A 22,276-nucleotide genomic window follows, 5' to 3' on the forward strand; every position below is an offset into this window, starting at 1 on the left:
AGCCTCGGCGGAAGTTCGCGCCGGGTTTTCTAACGTTCCCTTAGGACGATCGAAACCGCTGGCTAGACCGCTTTCAGCAGCGGAGCCAGGGCTTTCAGCACGCCCGATTCGTCCGGATTCAGAATCTGCAGGGCGACATGATTCGCGCCTGCGCGCAGGTGTTCGGTCAACTTCTCGACGACCGCCTCCGCAGCACCGGACGCGACGACGGCGTCGACGAGCCGATCGCTGCCCGGCTTGGCCAGATCCTCGTCGGTGGAGCCGAAGCGGCGCAGGTTCGCGGTGTAGTTCCGCAGGTCCAGATACATTCCGACGCGCGGCCGCGCCGTCTGCCTGGCCCGCACCAGATCGGTATCGACGACGACCTTGTGCTCGGTGGCCAGCAGCGCCTCGGGACCGAGAATTTCGCGCGCGCTCGCGGTGTGCGCCGTCGGCACCAGATACGGCAGCGCACCGGCCGACCGCTCGGCGGCCAACTTCAGCACCTTCGGACCGAGCGCGGCGAGGGCCCGCCGCTCCTTGGGAACGCCCGCGGCGTCGAGCGCGTCGAGATATTCGACGAGCGCGTCGTACGGCTTCTGGAAGGCGGAGTTGATCTCGGGATGCCCCGCGCCGATACCGAGCAGGAAGCGGCCCGGAAACCGCGCCTCGATCCGGTGGAAGGATTCGGCGATCCGCTTGGGGTCGGTGGCCCAGATATTCACGATGCTGGTGGCGACCGCAATGGATTCCGTTGCGTCCAAGAGGGATTCGACCACCGGAAGCTCGTCGGGCGGCGAATTGCCGAGCCAGAGCGTACCGAAACCGAGCGTCTCCAGCTCCCGCGCCTGCTCCGGGGTGAACCCGGAATAGTGCCGCCACACGCCGAACCGTCCGAGATTGTCGAATGCCATGCCTGGACGAACCCGGCTGCGGCCGTGCCTATTCCGAGAAATTTCCCGGCAGGTATTAGCACTCTACCCTTGAGAGTGCTAACCTAGGTACCGCACAGCTTCGGGCGCCTGTCGCCGTGGCAGGCGCTACCACTAGCGAATTGGAGGTGATTCGCTGTGCTCCGCTTCGATCCGTTCCATGACATCGATACTGTCGCTCGCCAACTCCTCGGCGAGACCGCGGGTTCCGCGCGTGCGCCGCGATTCATGCCGATGGATCTGTTCAAGGCTGGTGACCATTACGTCTTGAACGCCGATCTGCCCGGCGTCGACCCCGGCTCGGTGGACGTGAGCGTCGACAACGGCACCCTGACCCTGCGGGCGCAGCGCAGCGCGCCCAGCGAGGAAAACGTGCAGTGGATCGCCTCCGAGCGGTTCGCGGGCACGTACATGCGCCAACTCAGCCTCGGCGACAATGTCGACTCCGAGAAGATCAGCGCCACCTACAACAACGGCGTCCTGTCCGTGACCATCCCGATCGCCGAGAAGGCCAAGCCGCGGCGCATCGAGATCCAGGGATCCAGCCAGCCGCGCACTATCGAGGCCGGCACCTCGTCCAAGAACTGACGCCGAACGACTCCCGCGCCGCGTAGTGCCCCTCCCGTCGTGGCGCGGGAGTTCCCTATCAGTCGCCGCAGCAGCCTTCGGCGTCGCCGGGGACCGTGCGCATCTCGCGGGTCTGCGCATTGCGCGCGGCCAAATCCGAATCCGCCGGATAGTCCACCGCGATCAGGCTCAACCCGTGTGCGGGCGCGACGGTGACCGCGCTGGAGCGCTCGGTTTCCGCGAGCAGCGTGGCGACCCAGTCGGGCGAACGCCTGCCCTCGCCCACCGCGAGCACCGCGCCGACCAGACTGCGCACCATGGACCAGCAGAAGGCGTCGGCGCTCACGTACGCGGTGAGCAGTTCACCGTCGCGCACCCAATCGAAGCGCTGCAGTTCGCGGACCGTCGTCGCGCCATCACGGCGGCGGCAGAAAGCGGCAAAGTTGTGCAGGCCCAACAGTTTTCGCGACGCCTCCGACATCGCGGCGAGATCGACGCCGGGGCGGCAGGCCACCACGCTGCGGGCCCGCAGCGGCTCGGCGCCGTACGGGGCGGTGGTCAACCGGTAGGCGTAGTGGCGGCGAATCGCCGAGAACCTGGCATCGAATTCGGGCGGCACGATCCGTGCGTCCTTGATCCGCACATCCTTCGGCAGGAAGCGCGCCATGCGATGCACGAGTTTGCCCGCGTCGAATTCGGCGGACGTATCGAAGTGCGCCACTTGGCCTTCCGCGTGCACACCGGCATCGGTGCGGCCCGCGACCGTGAGCTGGATCGGCTCGCGATAGACCTTGGTCAGCGATTCCTCCAGCACGCCCTGCACCGTGCGCAACCCCGGCTGACGCGCCCAGCCGATGAAATCCGTTCCGTCATAGGAGATATCGAGGCGCACCCGCACCGGCGCGGAAACCCCTTGCGACACAGCCGATTCCTCAGTCGGGTGCCCGGCGGCATTCGACTGATCCGCTGAATTCTGCACGGTATCAACCACTCCCATACTTCGGATATGAATGAGCCCGCCGCCCCCAGTGGGTGCGGCGGGCTCGTTCAGAACGCGAGCGTCAGGCGTCTTTCTTGTCCTCAGCGGCCTCTTCGGCGGCGGGCGCCTCGGCGACGACCTCTTCGGTCTTCGCCTCGGCGGCCGGAGCCTCGGCCTTCTGCGACGCGGCAACGCGACGGGCGCGGTCGGCCTCGTTGGTCACGGTCTTCTCCCGGACCAGCTCGATGACCGCCATCGGCGCGTTGTCACCCTTACGCGGCAGCGTCTTGGTGATGCGGGTGTAGCCACCCTCGCGCCCCTCGAACGACGGGCCGATCTCCGCGAACAGGGCGTGCACCACGTCCTTGTTGCGGATGACCTTCAGCACCTCGCGACGGTCGGCCAGGGTGCCGCCCTTCGCCTTGGTGATCAGTTTCTCGGCGTAGGGGCGCACGGCCTTGGCCTTGGCCTCGGTCGTGGTGATCCGGCCGTGCTCGAAGAGCGCCGTGGCCAGATTGGCGAAGATCGCCTTCTGGTGCGACGCCGACCCGCCGAAGCGGGCACCCTTCTTGGGCTTGGGCATTGTTGGTTCTCCTTATGAGAGGCCGGGCCGGGGTGCCTACCCCGTCGGCCTAGAGCTGTTCGGTCTCGGCGTAGTCCTGCTCGCCGCCATCGGTGTCACTGAACGTGCCGCTGTCGCTCCACGTTCCGGTGCTCGCGTCGTAACCCACCACGCTGGACGGATCGAACGACGCCGGGCTGTCCTTCAGCGAGAGGCCGAGCGCGTGCAGCTTGACCTTGACCTCGTCGATGGACTTCTGGCCGAAGTTGCGGATGTCCAGCAGATCCGACTCGGTGCGGGCGACGAGCTCGCCCACCGTGTGCACACCCTCGCGCTTGAGGCAGTTGTAGGACCGGACGGTGAGGTCCAGATCCTCGATCGGCAGACCGAACGAGGCGATGTGGTCCGCCTCGGCCGGCGAGGGGCCGATCTCGATGCCTTCGGCCTCGACGTTCAGCTCACGGGCCAGGCCGAACAGCTCGACCAGGGTCTTGCCCGCCGAGGCGAGCGCGTCCCGCGCGCTGATGGAGTTCTTGGTCTCCACGTCCAGGATGAGCCGGTCGAAGTCGGTGCGCTGCTCGACACGGGTGGCCTCGACCTTGTAGGTCACCTTGAGCACCGGCGAGTAGATCGAATCCACCGGGATGCGGCCGATTTCCGCGCCGGACGCCTTGTTCTGCACCGCCGGGACGTAACCGCGACCGCGCTCGACCACGAGCTCGATCTCCAGCTTGCCCTTGTCGTTCAGGGTGGCGATATGCATATCCGGGTTGTGCACGACAACGCCCGCGGGCGGCACGATGTCACCGGCGGTGACGGTGCCGGGGCCCTGCTTGCGCACGTACATCGTCACCGGCTCGTCCTCCTCCGAGGACACGACCAGACCCTTGAGGTTCAGGATGATGTCGGTGACATCCTCCTTCACGCCCGGGACGGTGGTGAACTCGTGCAGGACGCCGTCGATGCGGATGCTCGTGACCGCGGCCCCCGGGATCGAGGACAGCAGGGTACGCCGCAGCGAGTTGCCGAGGGTGTAACCGAAGCCCGGCTCGAGCGGTTCGATGGTGAACTTCGAGCGGTTCTCGGCGACGACCTCTTCGGTCAGCGTCGGACGCTGTGAAATCAGCATTAGGATCTTCCTCCTTTTGGGGCGCCCACTATTTGACGCCACGTCTTGGGGATTCCCTCGTCATCCCGATCGGGGCCCCGGCCGGAGCCGGGGCTGATCGACAGCGACGGTGGGACAGCGGCAGCGGCTGATTACTTCGAGTAGTACTCGACGATCAGCTGTTCCTGCAGCGGCACATCGATCTGGGCGCGCTCCGGAAGCTGGTGCACCAGGATCCGCAGACGACCCGGGATCACCTGCAGCCAGCCGGGAACCGGCCGGTCGCCGACGGTCTCGCGGGCAACCTGGAACGGCAGCGTGCCGAGCGACTTCTCCTTGACATCGATGATGTCGTACTGGCTCACCTGGAAGCTGGGAACGTCCACCTTCTTGTTGTTCACCAGGAAGTGACCGTGGCTGACCAGCTGGCGGGCCTGACGGCGGGTACGGGCCAGACCGGCGCGGTACACGACGTTGTCGAGGCGGCACTCGAGCAGACGGAGCAGGTTGTCACCGGTCTTACCCTTGAGGCGGTTGGCCTCCTTGTAGTACCGGCTGAACTGCTTCTCCATGACGCCGTAGGCGAAGCGAGCCTTCTGCTTCTCCTGCAGCTGGAGCAGGTACTCGCTCTCCTTGATCCGCGCCCGGCCGTGCTGGCCCGGCGGGTAGGGGCGACGCTCGAACGCCTGGTCGCCGCCGACGAGGTCGACGCGCAGACGACGCGACTTGCGGGTGATAGGGCCTGTATAACGAGCCATTTTTCGCTATTCCTTTCCCGCTAGACGCGACGCCGCTTGGGCGGACGGCAGCCGTTGTGCGGCTGCGGGGTGACATCGGAGATCGTGCCCACCTCGAGGCCTGCGGCCTGCAGCGAACGGATCGCGGTCTCGCGGCCCGAACCCGGGCCCTTGACGAATACGTCGACCTTCTTGACGCCGTGCTCCTGCGCCTTGCGGGCGCAGTTCTCGGCAGCGAGCTGCGCGGCGAACGGGGTCGACTTGCGCGAACCCTTGAAGCCGACGTGGCCCGACGACGCCCAGGAGATGACGTTGCCCGCCGGGTCGGTGATCGACACGATCGTGTTGTTGAACGTGCTCTTGATGTGCGCGTGGCCGTGCGGGACGTTCTTCTTGTCCCTGCGACGCGACTTCTGGGTCTTCTTGGGGCCGGAGGCCCGACTCTTCGGAGGCATCCTTTATCCCCTACTTCTTCTTGCCTGCGACGGTGCGCTTCGGGCCCTTGCGGGTGCGCGCATTGGTCTTGGTGCGCTGGCCACGCACGGGCAGGCCACGGCGGTGGCGCAGGCCCTGGTAGCAGCCGATCTCGATCTTGCGACGGATATCGGCCTGCACCTCGCGGCGCAGGTCACCCTCGACCTTCATATCCGAGGCTTCGATGTAGTCACGCAGCTTCGTCAGATCGTCGTCGCTGAGATCCTTCGAGCGCAGGTCCGGGCTGACGCCGGTCTGCGCAAGGATCTCCTTGGAGCGGGTACGGCCGATGCCGTAGATGTAGGTCAGCGCGATCTCCATGCGCTTTTCGCGCGGGAGGTCGACGCCCATGAGACGTGCCATGTGGCAGCTTCCTTAACTGTTGCGGAGGTCTGCTCCCTGTCCGTTCCCCGCTTCTTGGTTGGGGCACCGGCCTCCGTACCGGTGGTTTGCGTGCACGCCTCGGGCTGATTTCCTGGGAAAAGACCCGAATTTCCACAGCGTGCGGCTGGAGCTGGGAGTTCTTCTTCTTGTTGCCAATCCGAACCGCGATTCGGTGCTTGGCGGGGATCAGCCCTGGCGCTGCTTGTGGCGCAGGTTGTCGCAGATCACCATGACCCGGCCGTGGCGGCGGATCACCTTGCACTTCTCGCAGATCTTCTTGACGCTCGGCTGAACCTTCACGTCCGTCCAATCTCGTTGTGGTTCACAGGGGTGTGAACACAGTTTTTCCCCAGCCGACGGCTGGGGAAGTCTCTATTATGTCGCCCGCGTGACAACGGCTGGTCACCGGGGTCTTACATCGGCGACTCGGATACCCGTCCGCCCTCAACGCAACCCGCTCCCGGGGGTCCGGGGGCGGAGCCCTCCGGGCGGGGCGTGGGGGTTGCACCCCCACAAAACACCAAGTGAGCCGATTCAGGCGAGCGCTCTCCGCGAGCAGACCTCCCCCATCGGATCACTTGTAGCGGTAAACGATCCTGCCGCGGCTCAGGTCGTACGGCGAAAGCTCGACGACCACGCGGTCTTCGGGAAGGATACGGATGTAGTGCTGCCGCATCTTCCCGCTGATGTGCGCGAGAACCTTGTGTCCGTTCTCGAGCTCGATACGGAACATCGCATTGGGCAGCGGCTCGACAACTCGACCCTCGACCTCGATGGCCCCGTCCTTCTTCGCCATGTCCTCCGCGATCCCGGTTTAGGCTCAACCTTGGTTAGATTGCTGGTAGCTGTCCGGTGTGAACCAGTCGGTTGACCTTTCCGGCCGCACGCGAACAGTCGGCGCGTAGATGCACCGCTGCTCAAGCTTACCGGGACGCGCCGGATCCGGCAAAAACGCACACCTCGTGCGCGATGCTGAGACGTGCGGCGAGGCGGGCCTCGACGATTTCCCATCGACGCAACAAACAGCGGCTGGTCGGCTAAGTTAGGCCGACGGGCTGGGCCACGGATCGTGACGAGTGTCGCGTAAACTGGCCGCTGTCCAGGTAATCCGGTCCAGCAGAACCAGGGGGAAGTGCGTGAGCGAGCGCAGCGAGCGAACCATCGTCGCAGCGCCCATGGCGAACGCGCAACCGAGTGCCAGTGAGGTGGAGCAGTGAGTCGCAAAGACGACGGCCTCCCCATGCTGCCGCCGTGGCTATCGGAGAGCGAAGTCACCCAGGTCGGTTACGAGGCGCCGGTCCAGAACCTGCCGCACGAGGACCTCATCCCGGAAGCGCCGAAGCGCGGACGTTTCAAGACGCGGCCCGCCGAGCCGGAGCGTCAGGAGGGATCCCGGCCGGAGAAGCGCCGCAAGCCTTGGCGCCGGGGCCGCGACGAGCAGCCGGAGCAGCCGCAGGCGATGCCGCCGCAGGGGCCGCCCATGCAGGGGCCGCAGGGCGCTCCGCCGCAGTTCTATGCCGAACCGCACGGCAGGCCGGATGGTCCGTGGGGTCCGTCCGGGCCGCAGCAGGGCGGTCGGCAGTCCGGACCGCAGCAGGGCGGGCCGCACTCCGCGCCGCAGCAGGGCGGGCCGCACTCCGCGCCGCAGCAGGGCGGGCCGCACTCCGCGCCGCAGCAGGGCGGGCGGCAGCCGGAGGCGCCGCGACATCCGCTGCCGACACGCAATCCGTCACAGCCCTCCGCCGCCTTCCAGCCGCTCGGCACCCGGCCGACGCCGAACGCCGAATTCACGCCGCCCGCAGCGGAACTCGCGCAGCCGGATCAGCCGCCGCCGTCCACCGAGGCAACGGTCCGCTATCAATCGGCGCGACCGGATCTGCCGCCGCGGCCACCGCTGCCGGAATCGCCGGTGGGGCAGCCACATTCATCCAGCGGCGAACAGCAGGCAACACCCGGTCCGAGCGGCCGGGAAACTTCGGAGACCGACGCACCGCCACCATGGCTGGTGACGCCGGATTCCGCTGCACTGGAACAGGGTTCCGCATCGCGACCGAATCCGACCGCCGCACCCGGGCTCACCCCGCCGAGCGGTGAGCCGGGCATCCCGCAGTCCGGACCACAGGCCCCGCCCGCCTGGCTAAACCGGCCGGACCCGCTGCCGCCCCGCCCCGATCTCGAACTGCCGCCACCCCCCGGCGAATTCGCCGACCAGTCGGGCGAGATCGCCACGGAGGGAGGCCGTTCCGGTGCGACGCCCGACGCCTCCGGCCCTGTATCGCCGGGAGCGGTCGAGGGAGTTGCGCCGATCCGCGGCGAATCCGCACCTGGCACACCCGGACTCGACGACGGACCGGGCTCGCGGCGAGGGGCACCCGATTCCGGCGCGATCGAAACCGGTTCGGGATTCCGGGCCACGCACGACAGTTCGGCGGCATCCCAGTCCGCGACCGGAGCCGACAGCGCGGTGCAGCCTGATGCGGGAGTCGTTGGCGCGCAAGGAAGTTCAGGCGCGCCGGGAAGCGGCCTCGGTGCGGATCAGGACCGCTCCGCGCCGCACAGATCCGGACCTGGCGGTCCAGGCGAAATAGGCTCCGGCTCAGTCGAATTCGGCGACGCACCCGGCGCTTCCGGCCCGGTGCCGGTTCGGCCCGCGGGATCCGGCCCGGTGCCGGTTCGGCCCGGCGAAACCGGCGCGGCCGAATTCAACGCGGGTAATGGAGCAGACGAGCCTTCCCGCGGCGGCGAGTCCGCACGGCCCAATGGTGCCGCGGAGCCGCAGCGACTGTCCGGTGGGCGGCTCTCCGGCGGGAGTTGGCAGACCGGACCGCTGACGCCGGAGGGACCCGGTGCGCCCGGACAAGCGGATTCCGCATGGGTGACCTCGGGATCCGATGCGGGCGCCGGACGCTCGGGCGCCGGTGGCCGCCATCGAGTTTCCGCCCAATACGAGGCGACCGAGGCGGAGGCATTGGCCAAGGCCGCCGAATATGCGCCCGCCGGTGATACATCCGCCGGAACGATGGGTTATGTGGGTGATCTGCCCGGATCCCCGAACCAGCCTGGCGATTCGTCACGTGATGCTAACGGTGGTGGGCAACCCCAGTACGGACCGACGGGTTATGCGAGTGGTCCGCCGAATCCGCAAGCACCCGGCCAGAATCCGTACGTGCCCGGTCCGTCCGCCCCGCCGTATGCGCCGGTCAGCGATCAGCCCGCCTCCTATCTCCCTCCCGGAGTCGGGTATACGCCGACGGGACCGTACGTTCCCGGACCGCCGCCATACGCGCCCGGCATGAACCAGCCCGCGCCGGGCGACACCGGATTCCATCAGCCACCGGTAAGCGGAAACCCAAGTGCCGCGACCGGATACGGACAACCATCCGCCGCACCCGGCGGGCCGGATGCGCAGGCGGGCTTCCGCCAGCCACCGTATGCACCAACCGGCGACCAGCCCGGACCCGGCACACCAACCGGATACGCACCAACCAGCGACCAACCCGGACCACACGGACCGGGCAACCAAGGCACGCCAACCGGGTACGCGCCAAGCACCGACCAACCGAGCCTGCACGGGCCAGGGAGCCAAGGCGCGCCAACCGGATACGCACCAACCAGCGACCAAGCTGCGCCGCACGGGCCGGGCAACCAAGGTGCACCAACCGCATATACGCCAGGCGGCGACCAACCCGGACCCCACGGACCCGGCAACCAAAGCGCGCCAACCGGATACGCGCCAGGCAGCGACCAGCCGAGCGTGCACGGGCCAGGGGGTCAAGGCGCGCCGACCGGATACGCACCGATCAGCGACCAAGGTGCGCCGCACGGACCGGGCAACCAAGGCGCACCAACCGCATATACGCCAGGCAGCGACCAGCCGGGCCCGCACGGGCCAGTAAGCCAAGGCGCGCCAACCGGATACGCACCGACCAGCGACCAAGCTGGGCCGGTCGGTCAGGTGGCGGGCGGCGGGCAGCCGGGTGGTCATTACGCGCCGGGCGAGACTTCTGGTGCGGCAGCGGGTTATGGGGTGACGCCGCCGTATGCGCCCGGTACTGGGCCGCATGTGCAGAGCGTGCCCGGGCTCGGCCCGGCGACGGGTGGGTTCCGGGCGGGGCAGTATCCGCAGGGGCCGCAGTATCAGCAGGGGCCGCCGCCGTCGTTGGACGATGTGCCGATGCGGCGCGCGACCAAGGCGCCGGGTTCCGGCTGGCGCAAGGCGGTGCATCACGCCTCCCGCGGTGCGATCAACCCCGGCATGTCGGCCGAGGAACGGCGCTTGCAGGAGTTGGTGGCGCGGATCCGGCAACCGGTGCGCGGCGATTACCGGATCGCGGTGCTCTCGTTGAAGGGTGGCGTCGGCAAGACCACGACCACCATGGGTCTCGGCTCCACCTTCGCCTCGATTCGCGGTGATCGGGTGATCGCCGTCGACGCCAACCCGGACTTCGGCACGCTGTCGCAGCGGGTACCGCTGCAGACCCGCTCCACGGTGCGGGATCTGCTGCTCGACCCGGCCATCCAGCGCTACTCGGATGTGCGCAGGCATACCTCGCAGTCGACCAGTCGGCTGGAAGTGCTTGCCAGCGAACGGGATCCGGCGGCGTCGGAGGCGTTCAGCGAGGAGGAGTACCGGGCCGTCGCGCGGATCCTGCAGCGGTTCTACAACATCATCCTCACCGACTGCGGCACCGGCCTCATGCATTCGGCGATGTCGGGCGTGCTCGATCTGGCGCATTCTCTGGTATTGATCTCCTCCCCCGCCATCGATGGTGCGCGCAGCGCCGCGGCCACCCTGGATTGGCTGTCGCTGCACGGGCACGACCATTTGGTGCGCAATGCGGTGGTGGTGATCAATTCGCCGCGAGCCGGATCACCGAATGTCGGAATTCAACAATTGCGCGAATATTTCCTGTCGCGTTGCCGCGCGGTGCATATCATCCCGTTCGATCCGCATATGTCGGAGGGCGCGGAGATCGATCTGCACCGATTGAACAAGGCGACAAAGCGGGCATATGTCGAGTTGGCCGCGACGGTCGCGGATGATTTCGCCACCGATCACCGCCGCAATTGGAGCTGAATCCGCCAGGGGCACTTGACAATAGGCCCGACCGGTCGGTGCGAGCTATCGGTTTGCCGGAGGTGGCCGATCGCAAACGCTGCCCGTTAGCTTTGCGCCCGTGGGCAATTCGCTAGCGCATAGCAATTGGCTTCCCGCACAGGCAATTGCATGCGCGAGAAGCCGAAAGCCGTGCGCGAACAACACCGGAAACAGAACACGGCCGGTCGGCATGAATTGCCAACCGGCCGTGTCTATTTCGCGCCGGAGGGGACGGCGCTCATGGACTGGCTGATCACCACTCGGGTAGGCGACGACGGCCGGCGAGCACGTCGCGCACCAAATCGTCGTAGGCGTCGGCCAATTCGGCGAGGTGATGCCATGCCCCATGTAGGCGGTCGTCGTGGGCGTCCAACGTCATCAACGCATGGTGCGCGCGCACCGACGACTCGGCCAGGCGGTCGATCACCGCGCCGACGGTCTCGGTGTGCAGGGTCGCACCGAGGCGATGCCGGGGCACAGTGCGCGCCACCCAGTCATCGATCGCCATCACCAATTCGATTCTGCGACGCTCGATTTCGACGATCGCCGTGGGATCGGTGTCCACCGAACCGCCACGGCCGACCAGCCGTCTCTCATGTAGTACGGCCAAATCTCTGGCGAACCATAGCAGCGGGCCGCCGACGACGCGGTGTCCGCGACACGCCCGAACCAGAAGATCGGAAGTCGGCAGCAATCCTGGACTCACGGACTGCACTGCCGATTCGACACACCTCGATGTGCCGGGAAGAGCCATTACGACCGTTGTATCCGAACCTGCCACGTTGCCTCGCCGTCATCGCCGCACAACACCGGATCAGGACGTTCATTACAATAAACCTCTGAAGGCCCCTGTCAAGCGTTACCCGGCCGTAGAAAGGCACGAAGAGTACACTTCGTTACCTGCACGACCAACCGAGGAGCAAGATGCCGGAGGGTCCGACTTATCACCGGATCGCAGATCTCCTCCGTGAGGAGATACGCGCTGGCAAATGGCAGCCGGGCGACCGACTTCCCAGCCACACCGAACTGGCCGAACAAATGCAGGTGTCGATCACCACCGCTCGCAACGCAATTCAGCTGCTGGTCACCGAAAACCTGGTCTATACGGCAACTTCCCGCGGCACCATTGTCCGCAATCAGGAAGTACTGGAATCCGTTGTCACCGACCCGATCAGACCCGATCGCCCGCTATCCGCGCACGACATTTTCGAGGAACTCGCCAGGGGCGCGCACCGCGAACCGGCGAAGGAGTTCAGCGCGAAAATGTTGCCCGCCACCGCCGAGGTGGCGCTGTGGCTCGGCGTGCCGGAGGACTCGTGGGTGCTGGCCCGCACCGTGGTGCAACTACTAGATCACGAGCCATGGTCCTGGGAGGTGAGCTTCTATCCGAGAGATCTGGCCGAGGCCACCGGAATCGACTCCCCACACGACATTCCGGAGGGCACGACCCGGCGGCTGGCCGAGCGCGGTCATGCCGAGACCGCGCACCGCGACACGCTGGTCGCCCGCCCCGCGACGGCGGAGGAGGCGGCCGTACTGGGCGTGGCCGCGGGCACAATCCTGTTGGACCACTTGCGAATCGGCGCCAACCACGAGCGGGTGACCCGGGCGACCAGGCACCGGTCGGTCGCCAGTCGCAACCGGATCGCCTACGAGTTGGGCGATGCCGAGGGTGCCGCCATAATCAAGAAGACTCTCGGCACTTCGTATGGGCCAGGTATCTCACTGCCATGACTATCGAGCTCCGCCAGGCGACGCTCGGCGATCTTGGAACGATCTGCCGACTACGGGTACAGCGCACCGCCTGGCTCACCGCACGCGGTTCGGACCAGTGGACGGTCGCGGGCCGCGGTAAGCCGATCGAAATCTTCGCCAGGGCCGTCGGCCGTTCCCTCGACGCGGGCGAAACCTGGATCGCCGAGGTGGACGGCGAACCCGCGGGCACCATCACGGTGAACGACCGTGCCGATCCCGGGCTTTGGTCGCCGTGGGAGCTGACCGACGCGGTGATCGTGCACTACATGATCGTCGACCTGCGCTTCGCCGGGCAGCGCATCGGCCACCGGCTGCTGGCGAAGGCGGGCTCGCTCGCCTTCGAGCAGGGACGAGCCTGGGTGCGGCTGGATGCCTGGACCACGAATACCGAGCTACACGAGTACTACCGGCGGGCCGGGTTCCGGCTGGCGCGCATAGCGGGTCCGGTGGCCACCGGACCATCCTGCGCGCTATTCGAAAGATGTACCGGCAGTTGGGATTTCGAGGTCGCGCTGGCGGGGCGGGAGCACCGCCCCGGCAGCGCGCCGCCGGTGTTCACAACGGTGGGAGATGGGCTATCTGCACCATTTCCTGTCCCCGGGTACGGGAGATGAGGATGCCGCGGCCCGGCACCAACTTCATCGGCCGCACCTCACCGAAAACCCTGCCCTCGTCGCGCGGACCGTTCATCAGCAGCGCGTCGACCGACAGGTTCTTCATCGCGCCGAGCACATTGTCGTAGAGCGCACGGGACAGACCGCCGACCCGGCGAGTGATGATCAGGTGCAGACCGACATCGCGGGCCTGCGGCAGGTATTCCTGCAGTGCCAGTAGCGGATTGACGCCGGCGGTGATCATGTCGTAGTCGTCGACGAGCACGAAGATCTCCGGCCCCGTCCACCAACTGCGTTCGCGCAGCTGCTGCGGGGTAATGTCGGAGCCGGGTATGCGCTTGGACATGAACCGCGCCAGCTCCGCCATCATCGGGCCGGAGGTCTGTGACGAGGTGGAGTAACCCGCGAGGCGCTCCTGGTCCACCACGCCGAGCATGGTGCGGCGGTAGTCGATCAGGATGATCTTGGCCTGTTCGGGGGTCGAGTTCTCGGCGATCCCCATGGCGATATTGCGCAGCACGGTCGTCTTGCCGGATTCGGTGTCGGCAAAGGCCATGAAGTGCGGATCGGTGTCGAAATCGAGGACGAAGGGCGCCAATTCGCTCTCCCCCAACCCGATAAGCACCTTGGAAGGCCCCAGCTCGACGCCGTGTGCGCGCCCGATCGCCAGCAGCTCTTCCCGGCTGATCTGGTGCGGCAACATGCGCACCTCTGGGGCGCGCCGCCCTTGATACATCTCGGCCAACTGTGCCTTGGCGGCGGTGATGCCGTCGTTGACGGTGGTCGGATCGGAGATGGAATCCATCCGCGGCAGCGCGATGAGCATGTGCAACTGATCGGGGGTCAGGCCGCGGCCCGGCCGCCCGACCGGCACCAGAGCGGCGGTGCGCCTGCCCATTTCGGAGTCCGACGGATCGCCGAGGCGTAGCTCGAGCCGGGTGCGGATCTGATCCTTGACGGCGGGCCGGATCTCGGCCCAGCGCGCCGCAGCGATCATCAGGTGGATTCCGTACGAAAGGCCCTGTGCCGCAATGGCATAGATCTGCGCTTCGAGCGGTTCGAACTCCTCGCGGACCGCCGCCCAGCCGTCGATCACCAGGAAGACGTCGCCGAATTGATCGGCGGCCAGCGGATCGTTCGGATCGGGCTCGGTGCCGTTGATCAGCCTGGCCTCCAGCTGCGCGTATTTGCGGCGGCGGAAGTCGACCATCGATTCGATGCCGAGCTCGCTGAAGCGTTCCTCGCGCTGCCGCATCAGGGTGGTGATCTCGGCGATGGTGCGCCGCACCCGGTCGCTGTCGAGCCGGTTGGCCACCGAGCCGACATGCGGAACCCCGTTGAGGCTGGCCGCGATGCTGCCGCCACCGAAGTCTAGGCAGTAGAACTGCACCTGCTCGGGGGTGTGCGTCGCGGCGGCGGCCATGATCAGGGTGCGCAGCGTCATCGACTTGCCCGACTGCGGACCGCCGACGACCGCGACATGGCCGAGCGCACCGCCCAATTGGACGGTGAGCACATCGCGACGCTGTTCGTACGGCTTGTCGATGATGCCGATCGGCATCCAGAGCTGGCCGTGCCGGTTCACCGGGGAACGCCAATCCGGGTCGGGCAGCAGCATATCCACGGTCGGCGATTCGTCGAGCGGCGGCAACCACACCTCGTGCGCGGGACGGCCGTGCCCGGTGAGGCGTCGCACGACGACCTCGAGCAGCGTCTCCGGAATACCCTCGGACTCCGCCTCGGCGCTACCGGGCGGCGGCGGCAGGTCGGGCAGCGCCGGACGCGCGGGCGCGGCGTCCTCGACGACCGGCCGCTCCGGCATTTCGACGAGGCTCGCGGTGAATACCGTCGGCGACTGCCCGCCGAACAGCTTGCCGTCGACCTGTCGGCCGCCGCTGGGTGAGACGTACGGGCCGGACACATAGGTGGTGTTGAAGCGCAGCGGGTCGTCGGCGTCGCTCTTGAGGTAGCCGGAGCCGGGGATGCCCGGCAGGTGATACGCGTCGGTGATGCCGAGCACGGCCCGGGATTCGTTGGCGGAGAAGGTACGTAGGCCGATGCGGTAGGACAGGTGGCTGTCCAGGCCGCGCAGCTTGTTCTCCTCCAGCCGCTGCGAGGCCAGCAGCAGATGTACGTGCAGCGACCGGCCGAGGCGGCCGATCTGCACGAATAGATCCGCGAAATCCGGCTTCTGCGAAAGCAATTCGGAGAACTCGTCGACGATGATGAACAGCGCGGGCAGCGGGTCGAGCGCGGCGCCCGCGGCCCTTGCCTTCTCGTAATCGGTGACGTTGGCGAAGTTTCCGGCCGAGCGCAGCAGCTCCTGGCGGCGGTTCAGCTCACCGGCCAGCGCGTCACGCATGCGGTCGACCAGCGCGATCTCTTCCTCGAGGTTGGTGATGACCGCCGCGACGTGCGGCAGCGGGTCGAGTCCGAGAAATGTCGCACCACCCTTGAAGTCGACCAGCACCAGGTTCAGCGAGTCCGGCGAGTGGGTGGTCACCATCGAAAGCACCAGCGTGCGCAGGAATTCGGATTTACCGGAACCCGTTGCGCCGATGCACAATCCGTGCGGACCCATACCGTATTCGGCGGATTCCTTGATATCGATCTCGACCGGGGTGCCGTCGGGCGTCACACCGATGGGCACCCGCAACCGCTCGCGCGCCGTGCGCGGGCGCCACACCTTGGCCGGGTCGATCTGCGCGGCGTCCGGAATCTTCAGCAGCGCCATCAGGCCTGGGTCCGAACGGGTTTCGTCACCGAGGCTGACGATCTGCGCCGCGGTGGCGATCCGGAAACGAGCCAGCCCGCGGGCGAACGATTCGGCCTCGGCGACGGTGACCTTGTCGGCGGTGGCGAACTTCTCGACACCGCTGCCGCTGCGCGCGCTGACCTCGCCGTCGCCGACCACCAGTTGCAGGCCGCGGCGCGCGGCCAGGCCGTTCTCCGGGGCGGTGAGGTCGAGCACGGTCACCGAATCCAGGCCGGATTCGCTGATCAGCCGCTCGGTGCCGTTGACGTAACCGTCGTCGATGACGACAACCAGGTGCAGCCTGCCCTGGGTCGGCTGCGGGTTGCGCATGAACCGGCCGCGCTCCAACAGTTCCGAGGACAGGGCGGTCTCCAGCTCGGCCAGTGAGCCGTACATCATTCTGGCCGAACCCATTCCGTCGCGTGCGGTCGGATGTTGCAGGTGCGGCAGCCATTTCGCCCACGACCAGGCCGGCGTGTCCGGGTCGGCGCAGACGATCGCGACGGCGACGTGGTCGGGTCCGTGAAATGCGGTGAGCTCCATCAGCATCGAGCACACCAGCATGCGGCCCTCGGCGAGATCGCCGCCGATGTTGATGGCCGGGAAGGAGCGCAGCGATACCGCGGTGGGCAACTGGTGCACCACCGAGTGGGTGCGGACGAAGCGGCGCAGCGCGACGGTGGAGACCGGTTCCAGATCCTCCAGCGGACCGGTTTCCGGGCGGGCCAGCTTGGTGGCGAGCCGATGGCTGCCGACGCCGACCCGCACATGCCCGAAGTCCGGATCGTTGGGCCTGCGCTCCCACATGCGGCGGGTGCCGACGATCGACGGCAGGTCGCTCGGCTGCGGATGACTCCAGGTGAGCGCCTCCAGCTGCTTATTTCCGGTGCGGCGCACCTCTTTTCGCATCTGGTCGAGGTAGCGGAAGTAGTCCTTGCGCTCCTCGTTGAGCTCACCGGCGCTCTTGGGGCCCGCGCCCCGCATGCCCATCATCATGCCGCCCATCGACATGATCATCATCATCGGGAACATCATGCTGAACGGGTTGGCGAGCAGGTTGCGACCCATCATCACCATGAACGCGATCATGCCGACGACGGCGACCACCATCACCACCGGCATGAGCTTCATCAGCAGCGGCATCGGCAGGTTGCGCTGAATCTCCGGCGGCGCGTTCAGTGCCACCTCACCGCCGGGCGCGCGGGGCGGGGCGATGCGGGGACGGCGCACGAAACCTTCGGTAACCATGGGTCCTCTATCGATCTGTTACGTCGGGGTCGAGGTCGACCGGTTCGCGGCGGCGCCGCCGGAACGGAATGGCAAGTGCCGCACCGATACCCAGCGCGGCCAGGCAGGCGATGGAGCCGATGACGGCGACCCGGCGCGGCAGCGGGTCCGGTCCTTGCTCCGCCACCGGGGCGGCGATGTGGTGGGCCTTGTCCGCGCCCGCGCCGACCGGCTGCTCCGGCAGTTGCGCGGTGAGCGCGGCGACCGGGTCGATCAGTCCGGCGCCGATGCGGTCGTCGCGGCCGCGGCCCGGCGCGTGCGCGGTCCGGATGATCCGATCCATCACCTGCTGGGCGGTGAGTTGCGGAAAGCGTGAGCGCACCAGCGCCGCCAGACCGGCGACCTGTGGTGCGGCGAAACTCGTTCCCTCGATCGGGTGAATACCGTCCTCGGCCCGCGACCCGTCGACCAATCCGGTGCTGCCTGGCTTGGAGTCGAGGGAGACGATCTGCCTGCCGATGGCCGAGACGGCGACCCACGGACCGTGCAGCGACAGCTCCGACGGGCTGCCGTCGGGATCGACCGAACCGACGGCGAGCACATAGGGCGTGAACCAGGCCGGGCTGGCCACCGTGATCACCCGGTCCCAGCCGCTGCCTTCGTTCTGCTTCGAGCACGCGCCGTCCTGCTGCAGGTTTCCGGCTGCGGCGACCACGACGACGTTGCGGTCGTATGCGTACTTCACCGCGGCGCCGAGCGCGGCGTCGGCGGTATCGCTTCCCGCTGCGCTGCAAGCGACTTCGGAGATGTTGATGACGGTGGCGCCCATATCGACGGCGCGCACCACCGCACCCGCGAGGGTGAGCACATTGCCGTAGCCGCTGCTGTGAATCGCGCCCGGCGGGGCCTGGCCGCCACTGCTGGCCTTGGGGCCGTAGGCCAGGCTCAGCTGGCGGATCGTGAGCAGGTCGGCATCGGGTGCGACGCCGGTGAACGCGTCGCCGGGGCTGGGCCTGGCCGCGATGATGCCCGCGACGATGGTGCCGTGCCCGTCGCAGTCGACGGTGCCGTCGGTATCGGAAACGTAATCGCCGCCCGCCTCCAGCGGTGGCAGCCTCGGATGCCGGGCCACGCCGGTATCGATAACCGCGACCTTCTGCCCGGCGCCGCGGCTGAACTGCCACGCCGCAGGCAAATTGAGCACCTTCTGCGCAATGGGCGGCTCGACGGGCAAACCCTTGGAGAGCACCGGTTCGTTGCAGGTGTTCTTCTGCTCCGTCACTTCCAGCGGGGCGGGTCTGCCGCTGATTGCCTGCGCGGCGCCGAGCGCGCCGGGATCGATTGCGGGTGCGCCGCTGTACGCGCCAGCGGTGGCGGGCCAACCGAAGATCGACGCACCGAGAACCCAGGCGGCACAGGCCAATCCGGCGCCGCGCCGGACGGGCCGCAGCGCCCGAACGGTCATATGTTCCTGGCCATCGCGTAGACCTCCATCAACCACAGCACCAGCGGGATGATCGCGCAGATCATCAAGTATTCCGCGATCTCGATCAGCCGCCTGGTCACCGGGGTCACCTCCAGATGCGGGCCGATCACCCCGAAGCCGACGACCGCGGCCGCGAGCAGGAGCAGCAGGCCCGCCGCGAGCAAGAGGAAATCGCTGTCCCCCAACGCCAAACCGGTCAGCAGACCGATCACGATGACGCAGCCGGATGCGATGAGCGTGCCCGCCTGGATCAGGTCGGCGAAGGAGCGCCCGCGCAGGCACAGGATCACCGCGACGATGACGGCCAGCGAAATACCTTGCCAGCGTGGGGTTCCGGTCAGGTCGACGGCCGTGAGCGCGCTGAGCGCCGCCGCGATCGAACACGCGATGAGCATGCCGGTCTGGTAGTGGTTGGCCGCACGCGCGCGCTCGCCGAGTCCGGCGGCCGACGGCAGCGCGGTGGCACCGATGGCGCCGATGCCCTCGATGGTCGGGCGCGGCTCGTGGTCGGCCGGATCGATCGCGGCGCCCGCGGTCGGCACCGGCGGGACCGGCAGCCGGGCCAGCACCGCGGCCAGCCGCGGCACGAAGGAGATGAGCATGATCGCGGCGACCACGGTGCCCGCCGCGATCTTCGGCAGATCCGAATCCCAGATCATCCGCACCGCGGCGGTAATGCCGCCGAACAGCGCGAGGGTGACCGTCGCCGCGCACAGTGTCGCGCCGACCCCGGTGGCCCGGTAGATCAGCGTCGCGGCCACCAGCGTCACCGAGAATCCGAGCAGCAGATGCGGGCTGCCGAGTTGGCGCGGCACGAAAAGCACCGCGCCGCCGAAGAACAGCAGCAGCGCACACAATGACAGCCAGGCGGCGGTGAGCGCGTCGGCATATTTGCGCGCCGCGATCGCCGCAGCTACCGCGGCGCCGATGGCAACCCCCGTTGTCATGAACGGGGCGATCAACCCGTCGGAGTGCCGCCGGTCGATGACGAGCAGCAGCAGCGCCGACAGCACCGCGGTGACCGCGGCGACCAGCCCGGTCCAGCGCGCGGAGGACGCGGACCAGCCGCGGAAATCGACGGAGGTGAGCCGGGCGACCGCATCGATGACATCGTCGAACAGCGCGGGCGACTCCTTGGCGGTCACCGACCGCAGCACCAGCAGTTCGCCGTCGTATACCTCGGCCTCGGTCAGCGTGCGGCTCGGCGGGATGGCGTCACGGCCGAGCCGGGCCAGCGTCCAGTGCTCGGTCTGCAAAGGCGCTGCGCCCTCATCGCTTTCGGCGATATCGGGATTGCGGGATTTGATCAGCGTGACGACGTCACCGATGAAGGTGGCGATCGGCACCGTGGCCGGGAGGCCGACATCCAGCTGGGTGTTCCCCCCGATGACGGACACCCGGCACAGTTCGGGCTCGGCGGCTCCCAAGCCGCTCCTCAACGACTCGGTCAACTGCCGGACTTTCCTGTTCCGAATGTTCCAAACACTGATATAGCCACTTGCTTCAGCAACCTACCTCGAACCCTACGCATGCATCGTGGCAATGTAATGGTCGGCTGTCGCACGTTGCGACCTACCGCCAGCAAAACCTAATCTATCGGACGGAGTGTGCACACGCGACGGCTATTGCGTACCTGGAGTATTCGCACCGGCCGAGCGCGGTTCCAAAGGCGGAGTCCGCACCGGCGGTGCCCATTAAGCTGGTTGGAAAACGAACGCACACAACGGGTCCACCGGTGCTCGAGCCGGGCATCGGCTCACGGAAAATTCTAGGGATCGACTGCAATGACGACCGGCAACCGCCAAGCACAACGCGCCTTCGACGCCGGAGTTCTCTCGCTTGGCCTGACCATTGATGGTCAGGAATCCGCACGCGATCTCGACTACGCGAAGCTGGCTTTCCAACGGGCCACCGAATGGGACCCGACGATGTGCGACGCCTGGCTCGGCAGAGCGGCCGCGGGTGAAGTCACCCGCGACGTGCTCTTCAACCTCTACAAGACCAGCGGCACATCCCTTTTCCGCGAGCAACGCAGGCTCGGGCTGGCGCCGCGGGCGCTGGCCGGGCGGTTCCTCGCCGGGCTCTACATCGACTATCCGCTGGCCAGCTATACCGAGATCTGGTTGGCGCAGGCCGCACAGCTGATCCAGGACAAGGAGTACGACGAGGCCGAGCGGGTGCTCGACGAACTCGCCGCGCACCGGCGCTCGATGCTCTCGGATCCGGATCGCGAGCCGGACGACCGGATCTCGGCGTACGTCCGCGGCGTACTGCACTTCAACACGCAGCGCTGGCCGGATGTGATGGCGGTGTTGTCCAAATCGGCCGAGTGGACCGACGATCCGTACCTGGCGGCGGGCGCGCACGTGATGGTGGGTTCGGCGTGCGCGCAGCTCGGCCTGTTCGGTGAGGCGATCCGGCGGATGGAACAGGCCGAGGCGGGCCCGATTCCGGCGGCGCGGACGACGGCCATGTTCTGCCGCGGTCTGTGCCTGCGCGAGACCGGCAACGAGGAGGAAGCGCAGGCACTGTTCGAGAAGGTGTATTCGCAGGCGCCGGATTTCGTGGAGAACACCACGGCGATGCGCGACCGCACCTACCGCATCACCGTCACGTCGAAGGAAAATATCGAGGCCCGCACCAACAAGTGGGATCCGGCGACCGCGCCGTCACTGGATGCGATGCAGCAGGCCGAGAGCGAGGACCGGGCCAAGCGAATTCTGGCCGAGGCGAAGGCCGAGCTGGATAGGCAGGTCGGTCTGCAATCGGTGAAGACGCAGGTGGCCAAGCTGCAGGCGACCGCGCAGCTGGCGAAGATCCGCGCCGAGAAGGGTATGGCCAGCATGGCGCGCGGCAATCACCTGGCCTTCACCGGCCCGCCCGGCACCGGTAAGACCACCATCGCCCGGGTCGTCGCCAAGATCTACTGCGGCGTCGGGCTTTTGAAGACCGACAAGGTGGTGGAGGCCAAGCGCGTCGATTTCGTCAGCCAGAACCTCGGCGGCACCGCGATCAAGAGCGATAAGCTGATCGACTCCGCGATGGACGGCGTGCTGTTCATCGACGAGGCGTACACGCTGATCCAGACCGGGCTGATGGGCGGTGACGCGTTCGGCCGGGAGGCGGTGGACACGCTGCTGGCCAGGATGGAGAACGACCGCGACCGCCTGGTGGTGATCATCGCCGGATACGACGGCGAGATCGATCGTCTGCTCGCCGCGAACGACGGTCTGGCGTCCCGGTTCGCCAAACGCCTGCAGTTCCCGTCGTACACACCGACCGAACTCGGGCAGATCGGCAAGTTGATCGCCGATTCGCGCGATTCCGAATTATCCGAGGAGGCAATGGAACTGCTGATCAAGGCGTGTGAGGGGCTGTACAACTCCGAGCGCGTCGATCAGAGCGGTCAGCAGCGCCGCGGCATCGACCTGGCCGGTAACGGCCGGTTCATCCGCAACGTCATCGAATCGGCGGAGGAGGAACGCGAGTTCCGGCTGGCCAATTCGGTCGACCTGTCCGCGGTGGACGAGTCGACGCTGATGCGGATCGAGGCGCCGGATATGGAGGCCGCGCTGCGCGGCATTCTGGCGACGCTCAGTTAAGCATCCGAGACGACGGC

General features: G+C 67.4%; 18 protein-coding genes. 5 read left to right on the forward strand and 13 right to left on the reverse strand.

The genetic code is table 11. The features are described from left to right. Positions 1-62: 62 nt before the first annotated feature. A complete protein-coding gene (locus tag LGY53_RS28925; RefSeq protein WP_225729863.1) occupies positions 63-893 on the reverse strand; it encodes an LLM class F420-dependent oxidoreductase in 831 nt (276 codons plus the stop codon). A 156-nt stretch (positions 894-1,049) separates the two neighbouring features. Here LGY53_RS28925 and LGY53_RS28930 point away from each other — a divergent pair, with 156 nt between their 5' ends. After that, a complete protein-coding gene (locus LGY53_RS28930) occupies positions 1,050-1,499 on the forward strand; it encodes an Hsp20/alpha crystallin family protein (RefSeq protein WP_167472188.1) in 450 nt (149 codons plus the stop codon). 58 nt (positions 1,500-1,557) lie between these two features. On the opposite strand, the gene truA is transcribed toward LGY53_RS28930, so the two are convergent. The 8 genes from truA to infA all read right to left on the reverse strand — a co-directional run bounded on the left by truA (position 1,558) and on the right by infA (position 6,518). Next, positions 1,558-2,475 carry a tRNA pseudouridine(38-40) synthase TruA gene (truA, locus tag LGY53_RS28935; protein WP_255665234.1) on the reverse strand — a complete coding sequence of 306 codons (918 nt, stop codon included), beginning with the start codon at positions 2,473-2,475 and terminating at the stop codon, positions 1,558-1,560. Between the two features lie 64 nt (positions 2,476-2,539). After that, positions 2,540-3,040, reverse strand: coding sequence for a 50S ribosomal protein L17 (gene rplQ, locus LGY53_RS28940; RefSeq protein ID WP_225729865.1), 501 nt, complete (start codon positions 3,038-3,040; stop codon positions 2,540-2,542). A gap of 49 nt (positions 3,041-3,089) precedes the next feature. Then, positions 3,090-4,148: a DNA-directed RNA polymerase subunit alpha gene (locus tag LGY53_RS28945; protein ID WP_067785162.1), complete on the reverse strand. Its 1,059-nt coding sequence runs from the start codon at positions 4,146-4,148 to the stop codon at positions 3,090-3,092. Positions 4,149-4,279: 131 nt separating this feature from the next. Continuing rightward, the gene (gene rpsD, locus LGY53_RS28950; RefSeq protein WP_167472185.1) at positions 4,280-4,885 is read right to left on the reverse strand and encodes a 30S ribosomal protein S4; all 606 of its coding nucleotides are present in this window, start codon (positions 4,883-4,885) and stop codon (positions 4,280-4,282) included. Positions 4,886-4,905: 20 nt separating this feature from the next. After that, positions 4,906-5,319, reverse strand: coding sequence for a 30S ribosomal protein S11 (gene rpsK / locus LGY53_RS28955; RefSeq protein WP_167472184.1), 414 nt, complete (start codon positions 5,317-5,319; stop codon positions 4,906-4,908). A 10-nt stretch (positions 5,320-5,329) separates the two neighbouring features. Then, entirely contained in the window at positions 5,330-5,701 is a 372-nt protein-coding gene (gene rpsM / locus LGY53_RS28960; protein WP_167472183.1) for a 30S ribosomal protein S13, read from the reverse strand. Between the two features lie 207 nt (positions 5,702-5,908). Further along, positions 5,909-6,022 carry a 50S ribosomal protein L36 gene (rpmJ, locus tag LGY53_RS28965; RefSeq protein WP_011207363.1) on the reverse strand — a complete coding sequence of 38 codons (114 nt, stop codon included), beginning with the start codon at positions 6,020-6,022 and terminating at the stop codon, positions 5,909-5,911. A 274-nt stretch (positions 6,023-6,296) separates the two neighbouring features. Next, complete coding sequence (infA, locus tag LGY53_RS28970) at positions 6,297-6,518, reverse strand: translation initiation factor IF-1 (protein WP_003418601.1); 222 nt, start codon at positions 6,516-6,518, stop codon at positions 6,297-6,299. 417 nt (positions 6,519-6,935) lie between these two features. On the opposite strand from infA, the gene LGY53_RS28975 reads away from it, so the two are divergent. After that, positions 6,936-10,799: an AAA family ATPase gene (locus LGY53_RS28975; RefSeq protein WP_225729866.1), complete on the forward strand. Its 3,864-nt coding sequence runs from the start codon at positions 6,936-6,938 to the stop codon at positions 10,797-10,799. A 274-nt stretch (positions 10,800-11,073) separates the two neighbouring features. Here LGY53_RS28975 and LGY53_RS44235 read toward each other — a convergent pair whose 3' ends face one another. Next, complete coding sequence (locus tag LGY53_RS44235; RefSeq protein WP_225729867.1) at positions 11,074-11,385, reverse strand: DUF4254 domain-containing protein; 312 nt, start codon at positions 11,383-11,385, stop codon at positions 11,074-11,076. A gap of 359 nt (positions 11,386-11,744) precedes the next feature. Here LGY53_RS44235 and LGY53_RS28985 point away from each other — a divergent pair, with 359 nt between their 5' ends. Continuing rightward, on the forward strand, positions 11,745-12,554 hold the full coding sequence (locus LGY53_RS28985) for a GntR family transcriptional regulator (protein WP_225729868.1): 810 nt from the start codon (positions 11,745-11,747) through the stop codon (positions 12,552-12,554). Further along, entirely contained in the window at positions 12,551-13,189 is a 639-nt protein-coding gene (locus LGY53_RS28990; protein ID WP_225729869.1) for a GNAT family N-acetyltransferase, read from the forward strand. Before LGY53_RS28985 ends, LGY53_RS28990 begins: the two co-directional genes overlap by 4 nt. Here LGY53_RS28990 and eccCa read toward each other — a convergent pair. The 3 genes from eccCa to eccD are packed head-to-tail and all read right to left on the reverse strand — an operon-like array spanning position 13,131 to position 20,084. After that, positions 13,131-17,192, reverse strand: coding sequence for a type VII secretion protein EccCa (gene eccCa / locus LGY53_RS28995; protein ID WP_225729870.1), 4,062 nt, complete (start codon positions 17,190-17,192; stop codon positions 13,131-13,133). The genes LGY53_RS28990 and eccCa overlap by 59 nt on opposite strands. 7 nt (positions 17,193-17,199) lie before the next feature. After that, positions 17,200-18,636: a type VII secretion-associated serine protease mycosin gene (mycP, locus tag LGY53_RS29000; protein ID WP_225729871.1), complete on the reverse strand. Its 1,437-nt coding sequence runs from the start codon at positions 18,634-18,636 to the stop codon at positions 17,200-17,202. Continuing rightward, on the reverse strand, positions 18,633-20,084 hold the full coding sequence (gene eccD, locus LGY53_RS29005) for a type VII secretion integral membrane protein EccD (RefSeq protein ID WP_225729872.1): 1,452 nt from the start codon (positions 20,082-20,084) through the stop codon (positions 18,633-18,635). The genes mycP and eccD overlap by 4 nt, the downstream gene beginning before the upstream one ends. Before the next feature lie 357 nt (positions 20,085-20,441). On the opposite strand from eccD, the gene eccA reads away from it, so the two are divergent. Then, positions 20,442-22,259 carry a type VII secretion AAA-ATPase EccA gene (gene eccA, locus LGY53_RS29010; RefSeq protein ID WP_225729873.1) on the forward strand — a complete coding sequence of 606 codons (1,818 nt, stop codon included), beginning with the start codon at positions 20,442-20,444 and terminating at the stop codon, positions 22,257-22,259. Positions 22,260-22,276 lie beyond the last annotated feature (17 nt).

The organism is Nocardia sp. JCM 34519.1, assembly GCF_020361265.1.
GTDB classification, from domain to species: Bacteria; Actinomycetota; Actinomycetes; order Mycobacteriales; family Mycobacteriaceae; genus Nocardia; species Nocardia arthritidis_A.